This window comes from Actinoplanes siamensis, assembly GCF_016862395.1.
Taxonomy (GTDB): domain Bacteria; phylum Actinomycetota; class Actinomycetes; order Mycobacteriales; family Micromonosporaceae; genus Actinoplanes; species Actinoplanes siamensis.
In genome coordinates this window covers 47,276-60,967 of record NZ_BOMW01000058.1, presented here as the reverse complement: position 1 = coordinate 60,967, position 13,692 = coordinate 47,276, and the positions used below count along the sequence as shown (strand labels likewise).

Genomic DNA, 13,692 nt, shown 5'->3' with positions numbered 1-13,692 from the left:
TCAGCCGGCGGGCTTCGCCAGGCAGTAGACCTTCTCATCGGCCACGATGTAGGGCTGCGCCTTGTCGGCGCACTGCTCCTTGGCGTTGACGACCTGCTTGACCTGGTACGCGTCCGCCTCCGAGCACGCCACCTTGGCCACCTTGTCGCCGTTCTTCACGCAGTCGCCCGCGCTGGCGCTGAAGCTGCTCCCGCTGCCGCCGGAGATCAGCCAGACCAGGCCGAAGACGACCCCGAGCAGCAGGGCGGCGCCGAGCACCACGGCCAGCGTGACCCGGCCGGTCTTCACCGTCGGCTTCGGCGCCGGGGCCGGCTCCTCCGCCTTGAACTGGTCGAACTTGTCCTGCTCGGCCGGGCCGGGCCAGCTCGTGGTGTCTTCCGGGCCGGGCGGGGTGACCGTGGCGCGGGACGCCGGGTCGGCGCCGAACGGGTCGGACTGCGAGACGCCCGGCGGCAGCGGAGTGGTCGCCGGCGCCGGCACATACGGCGAGTTGCCGCGGCCGGAGACGTCCGTGGTGTGCTCGCTGAAGTGGTCGGAGCCGGGCGCGGTGGGCGCGGTGTTCGCGAAGTCGCCCCAGGCCGGGGCGCCGAACGTGCTCGGCTGGGCCGCGCCGCCCGGGAACGCCGACGACGGTGGCGGGAAGGTCGGCTCGTTCTCCCCGCCGAACGGGGATCCGGCCGGCCTGTCGCCGAACGGGGGACCCGCCGGCCCGTCGCCGAACGGCGAACCGGGCGCGGGGAAGGCCGGCGCGCCGCCGGGCGCCGCCGGGGAACCAGGGGACGACGACGTGGGCGGCGGGAATCCCGGGGACGCCGACGTGGGCGGCGGGAAAGCCGGAGCCGACGAGGCCGGCGGCGGGAAACCGGGGGCCGGGGAGCCCGGGGTGGCCGGGAACGTCGCTGTGCCGTCCTGCGGGGTGACCCGGGCGTTGCCGGACGGCGCGCCGGGCTCCGGCGGGGCGACGCGGGCGCTGGCCGAGGCACGGGCGGTGGCCCGGGCCGGCGACTGCGGCGCGGACCCGGACGTCTCGCCCTGCGGGAACGCGCCGGAGCTCTCCTCGCCGCGCTGGGGCGGCGGTGGGAAGGAGCCGAAACCGCTGGAAGTCTCCTCGCCGCGCTGCGGCGGGGGGAACGAGCCGAAGCCGTCGGGACGCGGGCCGAACGGGCCGTTGGGGCTCTCCGGGTCCGATCCGAACGCGGGCTGCGGCTCGGGGAAGCGCTGGGCTTCCTGGGAACGCGCCTCCGGCTCGGGGGCGCGTTGGAACTCCGGGCCGCGCTGGGACTCCGGGGCGCGCTGGGCGAACGGGTTCGCCTGGCCACCGCTGTGCTCCTGATCGGGAGCCTGCTGCGGCGCGAAGTCCCGGGGCATGCTCTGCTGCTGGTCGCCGTCCTGCTGCGGGGCGAACGGCGACGCGCTGTCCTGTTGCGGGGCGAACGGCGACTGCTGCGGGGCGAACGGCGACGGGCCGTCCTGCTGCGGGGCGAACGGCGACTGCTGCGGGGCGAACGGCGACGCGCTGTCCTGCTGCGGGGCGAACGACGATTGCTGCGGGGCGAACGGCGACGGGCCGTCCTGTTGCGGGGCGAACGACGATTGCTGCGGGGCGAACGGGTTCGCCGGGGCAGCGGACTCCGGCGCCGCGAACGGCGAGGCCTCCGGCATGCGCGCACCCGGGAACGGCGTGCCGCCGAACGACGGCTCCTCGGCAGCCGGGGTGTCCGCGGGCTCCTCGGGAGCGGCGGCGGGCCGGCCGTAGACCCGGGCCTGCGGCGCCGGGGCCGACGGAGGCATCTCGCCGCCGTCGACGGGCGGGGCGACCCGGCCGGGCACCGAGACGCTGGCGGTCACCGGACGGGCCGAACCGGACGCGGGCCGCGCCGTGCCGGAGTCCCGCGGCTGCGGGACGGAGCCGGGCACCGAGGCGGAGCCGGTCGAGCCGGCACCGGACGAGGGCGCGGCGGACGGCACCGAGGCGGCGCCGGAGGCCGGCGCGGAACCGAACCCGGGTGCCGGCGCCGAGGCGGAGCCGAACCCGGCGGACGCCGGGCCGGACGCCGGGCCGGACGGCGGCGCGGAGGCGGAGCCGAACCCGGCGGACGCGGAACCCGGCGACGGCGCCGAGCCGAACGAGGCGGGCGGCCCCGAGGCCGCACCGGACGGCGGCGGAACCGGGGCGGAGCCCGGCGCGGGCAGCGAACCCCCGGAGCCGAGCGCGGCGCCGGGCACCCGCTGCGGGAAGCCCGAGTTGCCCTGCGCCTGCTCAGCGGGCGTCTCCGGCCCCGCGGACCCGCCGAACGGCGAGGGCGCGCCCGGGTCGGCGGGCGGCCCGGCGAACCCCGCCGAGCTGCGGATCGGCAGATCGAGGCTGGGCGCCGCGCCGTTCGGCTCGGCCTCGGCGGCCGGGCCGGCGGGAGCACGCAGCGGGAACCCGCCGCTCTCCCCCTGACGGGTCGGGAACGTGTTCGAGGCGGGCTTCGACGGGGCCTCGCCGGAGGCCGGCCGGGTGGCGTTGCCGAGCCAGCTGTTCTCCGCCGGACCCGTCAGGCCGGGACGTCCGGAGGCGTCCGGGAGGTCGCTGAGCGTGGCACCCGGCACCCGGGCCTTCTGGTCGCCGAACGCGGAGAAGGTCGACTGGTCGTTGGCGGCCGCCGTGGCACCCGGGGTGCGGGTGGGCAGGCCGCTGCCACCGGCCGGCGGTGGGAAGCCCGGTCCCTCCGGGGACGGGGGCTGTGCCGCGGGCGGCGGGGCGAATTGCCCGGCGCCGGGCACCGACGCGGAGGCGCGGCCGGCCGGCGGGAAACCGGCCTGCCCGAACGGCTGGTCGGCGGGCGCCTGCTCGGCGGCCGGGGCCGGCGGCGTCCATCCGGACGGGGACCGCTGCTGCTCGAACTGCGACGGCTGCGCCTCCGGGGCGGCCGGCGAACCGTACTGGGAACCGGGGGCTACCGATCCGTACGGCGAGGCCGTCCCGGGGGTGACCGACCCGTACGGCGAGGCCTCTTCCGGCTGCGGCACCCGGGCCGAGCCATACGGCGTGCCGGTGGGGTTCGATCCGGAACCGAAGGTGGAGACCGCCGGAACCACGAACGGCGACCCACCGCCCGGCGCCGTCTGGGGCGGCGGGCCGTAAGAAGTGGGGGTGCCCTCGGTCGGAAGTGGTGCCGATGCCCGGCCCGCAACTCGCTGACCGTCGGACTCGGGTCCGCCCGACGCGGCCTCGGCCGGCTGACCGGCGTGCTGCCCCTCGGACGTCATACGCGCCTCCTCATCGATGCGGCCGTGCCAGCTTTGCACGGACGCGACCCCTCCGCGACTCACCGCCGAGGGCCGTGCCAGCTTTCCGGCCTGGCCGTGCTGGGGCGCAGTCGAGCCCCGGTAGCCCACCCCGACCGGCCGTGCCGGGTTGGGAACCAGTGCCCAACCGTACCGGGCGTTCCCTGCGGAGAAAATCCCGGTGTACGCCAGTGAGGGAATGCCACGCGGGGTGTCGGAACGGTCGCCGATACGAATCAGCCCGCCCGGGTGATTGCGGGCGGGCCGGTCGATGAGCGCTGGACCTAGAAGGGCTGACGCTGGCTGAAGAAGGCGATCTCGTCGCGTGTGGCCTGGGTGGGAGCGGCCTGCATGGCGCGGTCGATGGCGCGGTGCTGGCGGCTGATCTGGCGGCGGCGGCGGATGCGGTCGATCACGTTCACTGCACTTGCTCGTTTCCCCGGCGGTGGCCGGTCTCACGACGTGCCGCCCGGTTCCGCTCGTGGCGGACACCGTCGGCGCACATCTCTGGTGTGCCTTCAGTGTCCGCCTTCGCGGTGGATCATGCCAACTATTCAGATGGTGATCCCGATCATTCGCCTAACAATCAAAGGTGATTCCCGTACGTCACCCTCGTTAACTCAGGTCCAGGCCAGGATGGCCGCTTCCGGATCGGTGAGGAACTCGCCGATGTCCCGCAGGAACTTCGAGCCCAGCTCACCGTCGATGATCCGGTGGTCGAAGGAGAGCCCCAGCGTGGTGACCTGGCGCACCTTGATCTTGCCTTTGTGCACCCACGGGGTCGGCCGGATCGCGCCGAACGCCAGGATCGCCGACTCGCCCGGCGGAAGGATCGGGGTCCCGGTGTCGACGCCGAACACACCCACGTTGGTGATCGAGAGCGTGCCGTGCGCCATGTCGGCCGGCGGCGTCTTGCCCGACTTCGCGGTCCGGACCAGTTCGTCGAGCGCCTCGGCGAGCTCCCGCAAGCTGAGACGGCCGGCGTCCTTGATGTTCGGCACGATCAGCCCGCGCTCGGTCGCCGCGGCGATCCCGAGGTTCACGTACTCCTTGACCACGATCTCGTTGGTCGTCGCCGACCAGGACGAGTTGACCATCGGGTGCCGCCGCACCGCGAGCAGCACCGCCTTCGCCACCAGCAGCAGCGGGGAGATCCGCAGATCGGCGAAGTCGCGCCGACCCCTCAGCTTCTCCAACGCCTTCATGCTCCGGGTGACGTCGACGGTCAGGAACTCGGTGACGTGCGGGGCGGTGAACGCGGAGGCCACCATGTTCTCCGCGGTCAGCTTCCGGACACCCTTGACCGGCACGCGCCGTTCGCGAGCCCCGTCGAAGGCCGCTGCCGGCGCGACCGCCGGCTTCTCCGCGCCTTCGGCGGCCTTGCGCTGTACGTCCTCCCGGGTCACCGACCCCAGCGGCCCGCTCCCCACGATCGTGGCGAGGTCGACGCCCAGGTCCCGGGCGAGCTTGCGCACCGGGGGCTTGGCCAGCACCGGACCGCTCCGGACCGGTGCCGCCGGGGGGACGGCCGGGGCCGGAGCCACGGGAGCGGGGGCAGCGGCCGGAGCCGGGGCTGACGTCGTACCCACGCGGGGTCGCCTTCTGGCACTTCCCTCTCGCACCCCGTAACCGACGAGCACCGGTGTGCGGTTCGCCATCGGCGCCGGTGAACCCAGCATGCCCGGCTCGACGGCCCCCTCGGCCGGCGCCACCTGGACCGCGGCCAGCGACTCGGCCGACGGCACCGGAAGATCGCCGGCGCCCGGGTCGGTGTCGATCGCGATGATCGGCTTGCCGACCTCGACCGTGACACCGGCCTCGTGGAAGATCCGGGTGACCACCCCGGCCCACTTCGCCGGGATCTCCACCGCCGCCTTCGCCGTCTCCACCTCGACGATCGGCTGGTTCAGCTCGATCGTGTCGCCGACCTTCACCAGCCAGGTCAGGATCTCGCCCTCGGTCAGCCCCTCGCCCAGGTCGGGCAGGTTGAACTCCTTGATCCGGGACATCCGCGTCACCAGCCGAACGAACGGTCGACGGCGTCCAGGAGCCGATCCAGATCCGGGAGGTACTCCTCCTCGGAACGGGCCGCCGGGTACGGGATGTCGTAACCGGTCACCCGCAGCACCGGGGCCTCGAGCGAGTAGAAGCACTCCTCGGTGATCCGGGCGGCCAGCTCGGCGCCCAGGCCGATGTTGCCCGGCGCCTCGTGCACCACGACCGCACGGCCGGTCCGCTTGACCGACTCGACGAGCACCGGGTAGTCCACCGGCGACAGCGAGCGCAGGTCGACGACCTCGAGGTTGCGGCCGTCCTCGGCGGCGGCCGCCGCGGCGTCCAGGGCCACCCGGACCATCGGGCCGTACGCCAGCAGCGTCGCGTCCGTCCCGGGCCGCACCACCCGCGCCGAGTGCAGCGGGAACGCCCCGCTCACCGGCGCCTCCAGGTCGACCTCGCCCTTCTCCCAGTAACGCCGTTTCGGCTCGAAGAACACGATCGGATCGTCGGAGGCGATCGCCTGCTGGATCATCGTGTGCGCGTCGGCCGGGTTCGAGCAGGTCACCACCTTGAGACCGGGGGTGTGCGCGAAGTACGCCTCGGGGGACTCGGAGTGGTGCTCGACCGCGCCGATGCCGCCGCCGTACGGAATCCGGATGACGATCGGCACCCGGACCTTGCCCTTGGAGCGGTAGAACATCTTCGCCACCTGGGCGACGATCTGGTTGTACGCCGGGAAGACGAACCCGTCGAACTGGATCTCGCAGACCGGGCGGTAACCGCGGATGGCCAGGCCGACCGCGGTCCCGACGATGCCGGCCTCGGCCAGCGGGGTGTCGATGACCCGGTCCTCGCCGAAGTCCTTCTGCAGGCCGTCGGTGATCCGGAAGACGCCGCCGAGCTTGCCGACGTCCTCTCCCATGATCACGACCTTCGGGTCGTTCTCCAGGGCACGGCGCAGGCCGTGGTTGAGAGCCTTGCCCAGGGTGATCGTCTCGGCCATCAGTGCCCACTCCCCTCGAACGACGCGTGGTACTCGGTGAACGCCTTGCGCTGCTCATCGAGTTCCGGCGAGCCGTTCGGATAGACGTGGTCGAACATCGTGACCGGTTGCGGGTCCGGCATCGCCAGCACCCGCTCGCGCAGGTCCAGGGCCAGCTTGCGGGCGTCCTCGTCGACCTCGCCGAAGAACGTGTCGTCGGCCAGCTTCTGCTTGGTGAGGAACGCCTTGACCCGGGCGATCGGGTCCTTGGCCTTCCACGACTCGACCTCGCTGGCGATCCGGTACCGCGTCGGGTCGTCCGAGCTGGTGTGCGCGCCCATCCGGTAGGTGTACGCCTCGATCAGGGTCGGGCCCTGGCCGTTGCGCGCGTTGTCCAGCGCGGCACGGGTCACCGCGTAGCTGGCCAGCACGTCGTTGCCGTCGATCCGGATGCCGGGGAAGCCGTATCCCGCGGCCCGCCGGTACAGCGGGATCCGGGTCTGCCGCTCCAGCGGCTCGGAGATCGCGTACTGGTTGTTCTGGCAGAAGAAGACGATCGGGGCGTTGAACACCCCGGACCAGACGAACGCCTCGTTGACCTCGCCCTGGCTGGTCGCGCCGTCACCGAAGTACGCGATCACCGCCTCGCCGTCCGGGCTGCCGGTCTTGCCGTCCATGGTGACGCCCATCGCGTACCCGGTCGCGTGCAGCGTCTGCGAGCCGATCACGATGGTGTAGCTGTTGAACTTGTGCTCGTTCGCGTCCCACCCGCCCTGATCGACGCCGCGGAACAGGCCGAACGGCATGATCGGGTCGATGCCGCGGCAGTACAGCACGCCGTGCTCGCGGTAGGTCGGGAAAGCCATGTCCTGCGTACGCAGGGCCCGGCCCGAGCCGACCTGAGCCGCCTCCTGACCCAGCAGACTGGCCCACAGCCCCAGCTCGCCCTGCCGCTGCAGAGCGGTCGCCTCGGCGTCGAGCCGGCGCACGGTCACCAGGTCGCGGTAGAGCCCGCGGTACTCCTCGTCGGTGAAGTCGACCGAGTACGTGGTTCCGTCCGCTGTGGTGACGCTGCCGACGTGCTCGCCGTCGGGCGTGAGCAGTTGGACGAAGCCGCCCGCCGGAGCATCACTGCCCCCTCCCGAGGGGGGTGCCGCCGCGGCTTTGCCTTTCGCCATCCGTGTCTCCCTGTATCTCTCTGCGCCCGCGGCGGGTGTCGCCCGGCCACGCGGCGGACCACTGGGGTAGCCGCGCATGTGCCGGGTGAGGCTGCCGCGCGACGTTCCGGCCGGGACCCAGCCCCTGCCGGGACGGCCCGCCGTTGCCCCGCTGGTCGGCGGAAGGCGACGGCGGCGGTGCCGTCGCCACCATCCTGACAGAGGTAGTGAGGGACGTTACAGAGTGCATGGATCACGAATAGAGATTTTCTGCTGACATATCGTTAAGGGTATTTGTCCGATTTTAGTAGTTTTCGGGCGGTCACTACCGTACGAATAGCCCGAGTCTGCCGATGCCGAACGGAGCATGCGTCGTTCACCCCTTTGACCGAGACGGATCCAACTTGATCTTTGGTTCGAAAGGGACACCCGCGTGCCGCACCTGCCCGACGACGACGGCTACGAGCCGCCCCTGAAGGTGCTCCGCAAGCGGTTCAACGGCGTATACCGCGAGGACCACGGCTTCTCCGGTCCGACCCGGCGCTACCTGCTGATGGTGGCGATGCTGGTCGGCCTGGCCTCGCTGCCCACCCTCGCCGTGATCACCGCGGGGACCAGCGAGATCGCCGGAAACCGGCACGACCGTGCACTGGACGCGCCGTTCCGGCCACCCCCGGCCAGCAGCCGGGTGCGGCCTTCCAACCATTCCCGGTACGGCGATCCGGGCCGCCCGCCGTCCGATTCCGGCGCCCGGCCCGCCCAGCCTCCCGGCGTGTCGCGGCCGGACCGAACGGGTGACCGACCGTCGGGCGCGAACCGGGTGCCGACCGTCCCCGGCCTGCCCCGGGTGCCGGACGACGTGCCGTCCCCGCCGCGCCCCCGCCCGGACACGATCACGGTGTTCCCGACAGTTCCCGGTCTTCCCCCGGTCCCCGACGACTGGGAGATCCCGCCGGCCGGGCCGGCCCGGTTCGAGCTCTCCGCGGTGGACGAACCGGATATCTCAGATGACGACGACCCCGGCGGGTGGCGTGGCGACACGTCCGCCGGCCAGTCGGCGACTCCACGCACCAAGAGCGCGAAGCCGCCTTCCGTACCACCATCTCCGACCGGCCCTGCCGCCGGTCCCAGCCCAGCCGGAGGTCAGCGGTGACCGATCGCCCGTACAACGCCAACCCCGTCCCCACCCTCGACCACGGCTACCCGGGTGGCCGCAACGTCCGCCACTCGATGACCCAGCCGCGCTCCGAGGAGAACCGGATCGCCAACCGGCCGTACCGGGGACACCATCGCGCCGAACACACGCTGCACGACGAGCAGACTCCGGCGCGGCAGCGGAGTTCGCGGGTGGGACGCCACCATGCCGACCACCATGCGGACGAGTACCAGGCGAATCACAGATAGCTCGGGCGCGCGGGCTTTCCACAGTGGCGGCTGTGGAAGTGCTCCATGACCACCACCAGGCCCAGCTGGACGGCTCGGGCCGGTGCTCGTCGCCCTTGACCGGCGCAGGCCGGCCTCGTGGCGCGTGGGAGCAGGAGCGTCAGTCGTCGCCGAGACGGTCGCGGTTGGCCTGCAGCCAGGCGTCTATCGCGTCCGAGTCGTTCGGGTCCACGCCTTCGGCGATCAGCTGCGCCACCGCCGCGGTAGCCGGGCTGCGCCGCTCACCCGTGCTGTAGAGCCGGGCGAACTCCGGCACCAGCTTCTCCACCTCGGCCTCGGTCTCCGCCACCGCGGCCGGCGGCAGACCGCGCCGCCAGGTCGCATAGGCCGACCAGGCCCGCACCACCCGGGGCAGCATCGCCGCGTCGTCGATGTCCAGCACCGCCCGCCGGTGCACCCAGTCCAGCAGGAACAGGCCGGCCACCGCCGGGCTCCAGTGCAGCGGGTCGCCGCCGGGCAGGGTGGCCGCGTGGTCGAACAGCAGGCCGAGGCAGAACTGCAGCGAGGGCTGGTCCGCGTCCGGCCCGCTCAGCCCGGCACGGGCGGCCTCCGGCGAGGCCAGGAAGTCGCGCATCAGCTCGGCCGCGTTCGGCCCGGCCGGCTCGGCGAGCGGCGGCACGGTGGGCGCCGGCAGCAGCCCCAGGCGGGCCGCGGCCAGCGCCCGGTCGGTGGCCAGCGAGCCGTCCGCGGGCAGCTCGCCGAGCTCGTCGGTGAACTCCAGATGCCGGTCCACCTCGTCGCGCAGCCGGCCCGGGTCCTCGTCCCGGAACCAGGTCAGCTCGTCCTGCTCGCAGACCGTGCGCACCTGGTCGAGGATGCGGTCGGCGGAGGCCGCGACGAAGACGTCCTTGACGATGCCGATGTTGTGGTCGATCAGGACCACCACGGCGTGTTCGGGACCGCCCTGGTCGTCGTCCTCGTAGGCGAAGGTGACCAGGTACGACGTCTGGTCCCCGTACACGTCGCCGTAGGCGTGACACCCGGTCGGCCGGACCCGTCCCAGCTGCCCGGCCCAGGACGGGCCTCGCGGGTCGTGTCTCACCCGGTCGGCGCCGGGCGCGTCCGGCACCAGGGTCGCGAACACGTCGCGGATGGTCGTGGTGGCCGGCTCGGGCCGCTGCTCGGTGGCGGCCAGGAAGTCACCCACGAAGTCCCGGACAGCTGTCGCCCGGTCGCCCGGAGCGACCGCGTAGACGCTGCCCAGCAGCGCTGTTCCGAGCATCTCGGCGTCCAGCGCGCTGCCCAGCTTGATCACGTCGCGGGCCGCGTGCAGCACCGCCTCGTACACGCTCTGGGGTGCCGGCATGCCGCGAGCCTACCGCTCGCGGCAGGTTCACCGAACTACTCCGATCGCACCACGCCGAGCGCCTCGCGAGCCTGGGCGTACGCGTTCAGCACCTCACGCACCGGCGCGACCACGTATTCACGGCCGACGTCGGTGACCGCGGCCCGCAACCGCTGCTCGGCGCGCCGGCGGGCGCGCCGCCCACCGGCCTCGACGAGTGGTTTCAGCAGCAGCCAGACCAGCAGCCCGGCGGCCAGCCCGCCGAGCAGCAGCACGGTCGCCAGGGGCACCGAGCCGACCTCGGGGCCGCCGATGTCGGGCAGTCGGAGGGCGCTCATCGCGTATCCCAGCACCAGCCAGATCAGGCCGGCCGTGGCGGCGGCGAGCAGCACCCACTGCAGCGCGCCGGCCACCCGCCACCAGAGCGGATGCCTCTCGGCGTCCAGGTCGGTCCGGGCGATCGCCTTGTCCAGCGCGTCCGGCAGGTCGCCGGCCTTGGAACGGGCGGCGTCGTTGAGCGCGGGCGCCCAGATCTCGGGCAGCGGCGCCGCGGCGCGGGTGGCGACCGCGCGTACCGAGAGGCCCACCGCGGACTTCTGTGCGGCGTCGGCCTCCGGCAGGGAGGTACGCGGGACGATGTCCGTGGAGACCGCGTCGGTCTCCGGCTTCGTCCCGAGGTGCAGCTTGCGCAGCGGGTCGGGGCGCAGCCGGCGCAGGCCGCGGACCAGCGGCCAGCCGGTGGCCACGGCGGCACGGCGCCGGTATGCCGCGGCCGCGGCGTCGGCCACCGCGGGCACGCCGGCGGAGGCCGCGAGCGCGTCGGTCAGCTGCCGCACGGTCGCCCGGTCCACCTCGTCCTCGGCGGCCGGGGGGCCCATCATGGCGGCCAGATCCTCACCTGCCGCGTCCAGGTCGGCGGCGAGGCGGCGCAGCGCGGCCTGCCGGTCGGCCACTGTCGACTCCAGGGCGTCGCGCAGATCGCCCAGCATGCCGGGCTGTTTCGCCGAGGAGGCCAGCACCGGCGCCTCGGCCAGCCCGTCCTCGTCCAGCAGCCGCCGCAGGTCGCGCAGCACCATCTCGGTGTCCGGCGCGTTGAGCCGGTCGGCCTGGTTCAGCACCACGATGGTGACCCCGGCGTGCGTGCTGAACTGGGAGAGGTAGGCCTGGTGCAGGATCCGGTCGCCGTACTTCTGCGGGTCGACCACCCAGACGATCTGGTCGACCAGCCCGAGCAGCCGGTCCACCTCCAATTGGTGGGCGCGCTCGACCGAGTCGAAGTCCGGCAGGTCGAGCAAAACCAGCCCGCGCAGCGCGGCCTCGTCGTCACCGTCCAGCGCGCTCTCCCGGACGAACCGCTGCCGGGGCAGCACGCCGATCCAGTCGAGCAGCCGGTTCGCCGGCTCCAGCGGGCCCCAGACCACGGCGTGCGCGGTGCCGGTGGTCGGCCGGCGCACCCCGACCGGTGACAGCTTGAACCGGGCCAGCGCGTTGAACAGGCTGGACTTGCCGCTGCCGGTGCTGCCGGCGAGCGCCACCACGGTGTGCTCGAGCGACAGGGTGAGCCGCCCACTGGCCCGTTCCACGACGGTGTGCGCGGTCACCAACTCGCTGTCGGGCAGGTACGGGTCGACCAGCCGCAGGAACCGGGTCATCGCCTCCAGCCGCCGGGTCAGCGCCTCGGCGTCCACCCGATCGGTGTCGCGCACCTTTTCCACCAGACTCATGACCCCGATCCGGTCAACGCTATGTCCTTCCTGGCGCTCTCCACCTCTGCGGCGGCTCGGCGCAACAGTGTGCCGGGTTCCGCCTCGCGGCGCACGGCGGCGGTCTGCCTCGTGTACCGCTCCGCCTCGGCGTCGAGCAGTTCGTCGAAGCGGGCGACCAGCTCGGTGCGGGCCCGTGCCGCCAGAGTACGGATCGCCTGGTCGCCGAAGACCGCCTCGAGCACTTTCTGCGCCGCGACGGTGGTGCCGGCGCCGACCGCGACCTCCAGCCCGGTCGGGATGAACGCGGTCGAGGTGAACACCGCGACCATCACGGCCAGACCGGCGCCGTTCACCGCGTACGCCGCGCCGCGGGCCACCGAGCGCTTGTCGCCGCTTTCCCGCCGCACCAGGTCCAGCACCCATTTCTGCCAGTCGCGGACCATCCGGTCGGCGCGACTCGGCAGGCTCTCGGAGGCCCTCTTCAGCTCCGGCAGCAGCAGCGCCTCGCCGGCCGGAAACGCCTGCCAGGCCGCGTAGGCCTGCTCGGCGGCGTCCGCCGCCACCCCGCGCAGCAGGGTGACCAGCTGGGACTCCAGCGCGATCCGCAGGTTGCGGCTGGGCTCGGGGCGGCCGGTGACGGCGGCGACGAGTTTGTCCCGGAGGGCGCCGACCCGGGATTCCAGCGTCCGCACGAGCTCGCCGGTGCCGACGAATTCCTGCCAGCGGGCCAGCACCTCGCCGCGGAGCAGCCGGCCGTCCTCCAGGCCGTCCCGGACGGTCCGTTTGGCCGTGCGGTAGGCCCCGTCGACCCGCTCGTCCAGTGCCTGGGCCGCTCGTTCCTGGTCGTCGGCCGCCTCGGCCAGGCCCTCCACGGCCGGGACCAGTGCCGCCAGCGCCCCGTCGAGGGTCTGCCGGGCCACCGCGTCGCGCGCTTGCGGATCGGCCGAGAGCTGGGCGAACCACTGCTGCATGGGTTGAATCACCGGGGCCGGGAGCAGGCCGCGGGCGTCCAGCTCGGTCTCCGGCAGCACGAACAGCGGGGCGGAGCCGAGGTCGTGCTGGGTCAGCATCTCGCCCAGGTGCGCGGAGATCTCGGCCGCCGCGTCCAGCGGCACCCGGTCCAGCACCAGGGCGATCACCGTGCCGCGCAGCCGGGCGGTCTTGAGCAGTTCCCACGGCACCGCGTCGGCGTACCGCGCGGCGGTGGTGACGAACAGCCACAGGTCGGCCGCGGCCAGCAGTTGGGCGGCGAGCTTGCGGTTGTGGTCGACCACCGAGTCGACGTCCGGCGCGTCGAGCAGGGCCACACCCGGGCCGATGCCCCGGGCGCCGATCACCTGCAGCGAGTTCGGGTCGTCGCTGGTCTTGACGGTGCGGATCAGCCCGGGCAGCAGGTGTGGCTGCTCGAACCAGCCCAGGTTCTCCGGGTGGGCGACCAGCACCGGCGAGCGGGTGGTCGGGCGCAGCACGCCGGCCGTCGTCACGGTCTCCTGGATCAGGCTGTTGACCAGGGTCGACTTGCCGGCGCCGGTGGAGCCGCCGACCACCACGAGCAGTGGCGCGTCGAGCCGGGCGAGCCGGGGCAGCAGATAGTCGTCGATCTGGGCGAGCAGGGCGGAACCGACCCGCTGGGCCTCCTCGGCGGAGGGCAGCAGCAGCGGGTAGGAGACCGTGCCGAGTGCCGCCCGCAATCGGCTCAGTGCCGCCGCGAGCCTGCCCACGGCGGGTGGAGGTGCGACCGGTGCGGTGATGCCGTTCTCCTTGTTCGCGGGACGGGTCAGGCCCTGCCCCGTACGATCAACAATGTCTGCTCGCGCCGGGCCGGCGCCTGCGGCAGCCGAGTTGACC

Annotated in this window: 10 protein-coding genes; 2 read left to right on the top strand and 8 right to left on the bottom strand. The window is 73.4% G+C overall.

Annotated elements, in window-relative coordinates:
• The 5 genes from Asi03nite_RS27905 to pdhA all read right to left on the bottom strand — a co-directional run bounded on the left by Asi03nite_RS27905 (position 1) and on the right by pdhA (position 7,431).
• The gene (locus Asi03nite_RS27905) at positions 1 to 3,084 is read right to left on the bottom strand and encodes a hypothetical protein (protein WP_203683445.1); all 3,084 of its coding nucleotides are present in this window, start codon (positions 3,082 to 3,084) and stop codon (positions 1 to 3) included.
• A gap of 473 nt (positions 3,085 to 3,557) precedes the next feature.
• A complete protein-coding gene (locus Asi03nite_RS27900; protein WP_203683444.1) occupies positions 3,558 to 3,695 on the bottom strand; it encodes a hypothetical protein in 138 nt (45 codons plus the stop codon).
• 198 nt (positions 3,696 to 3,893) lie between these two features.
• Positions 3,894 to 5,282: a dihydrolipoamide acetyltransferase family protein gene (locus Asi03nite_RS27895; RefSeq protein WP_373872175.1), complete on the bottom strand. Its 1,389-nt coding sequence runs from the start codon at positions 5,280 to 5,282 to the stop codon at positions 3,894 to 3,896.
• A 5-nt stretch (positions 5,283 to 5,287) separates the two neighbouring features.
• Positions 5,288 to 6,277 (bottom strand): alpha-ketoacid dehydrogenase subunit beta, encoded by a 990-nt coding sequence (locus Asi03nite_RS27890; RefSeq protein ID WP_203683474.1) that lies wholly within the window; start codon positions 6,275 to 6,277, stop codon positions 5,288 to 5,290.
• A complete protein-coding gene (gene pdhA, locus Asi03nite_RS27885) occupies positions 6,274 to 7,431 on the bottom strand; it encodes a pyruvate dehydrogenase (acetyl-transferring) E1 component subunit alpha (RefSeq protein ID WP_203683442.1) in 1,158 nt (385 codons plus the stop codon). The genes Asi03nite_RS27890 and pdhA overlap by 4 nt, the downstream gene beginning before the upstream one ends.
• A gap of 412 nt (positions 7,432 to 7,843) precedes the next feature.
• Here pdhA and Asi03nite_RS27880 point away from each other — a divergent pair, with 412 nt between their 5' ends.
• Together Asi03nite_RS27880 and Asi03nite_RS27875 are read left to right on the top strand one after the other, a co-directional pair.
• Entirely contained in the window at positions 7,844 to 8,563 is a 720-nt protein-coding gene (locus Asi03nite_RS27880; RefSeq protein WP_203683441.1) for a hypothetical protein, read from the top strand.
• Positions 8,560 to 8,814, top strand: a complete 255-nt coding sequence (locus Asi03nite_RS27875; protein WP_203683440.1) for a hypothetical protein — start codon at positions 8,560 to 8,562, stop codon at positions 8,812 to 8,814. Before Asi03nite_RS27880 ends, Asi03nite_RS27875 begins: the two co-directional genes overlap by 4 nt.
• Before the next feature lie 139 nt (positions 8,815 to 8,953).
• On the opposite strand, the gene Asi03nite_RS27870 is transcribed toward Asi03nite_RS27875, so the two are convergent.
• From Asi03nite_RS27870 to Asi03nite_RS27860, 3 genes are read right to left on the bottom strand one after another with little or no spacing between them, the layout of a single operon-like run.
• Positions 8,954 to 10,159: a hypothetical protein gene (locus Asi03nite_RS27870; RefSeq protein WP_203683439.1), complete on the bottom strand. Its 1,206-nt coding sequence runs from the start codon at positions 10,157 to 10,159 to the stop codon at positions 8,954 to 8,956.
• A gap of 35 nt (positions 10,160 to 10,194) precedes the next feature.
• On the bottom strand, positions 10,195 to 11,862 hold the full coding sequence (locus Asi03nite_RS27865; protein WP_203683438.1) for a GTPase family protein: 1,668 nt from the start codon (positions 11,860 to 11,862) through the stop codon (positions 10,195 to 10,197).
• Entirely contained in the window at positions 11,859 to 13,625 is a 1,767-nt protein-coding gene (locus Asi03nite_RS27860) for an ABC transporter (protein ID WP_203683473.1), read from the bottom strand. Before Asi03nite_RS27860 ends, Asi03nite_RS27865 begins: the two co-directional genes overlap by 4 nt.
• Positions 13,626 to 13,692 lie beyond the last annotated feature (67 nt).

What these genes read in the sequence shown, in the direction of transcription:
- Asi03nite_RS27895 (WP_373872175.1), bottom strand. Translation starts at nt 5,282, where the DNA reads ATGTCCCGGATCAAGGAGTTCAACCTGCCCGACCTGGGCGAGGGGCTG.
- pdhA (WP_203683442.1), bottom strand. Translation starts at nt 7,431, where the DNA reads ATGGCGAAAGGCAAAGCCGCGGCGGCACCCCCCTCGGGAGGGGGCAGT.
- Asi03nite_RS27870 (WP_203683439.1), bottom strand. Translation starts at nt 10,159, where the DNA reads ATGCCGGCACCCCAGAGCGTGTACGAGGCGGTGCTGCACGCGGCCCGC.
- Asi03nite_RS27865 (WP_203683438.1), bottom strand. Translation starts at nt 11,862, where the DNA reads ATGAGTCTGGTGGAAAAGGTGCGCGACACCGATCGGGTGGACGCCGAG.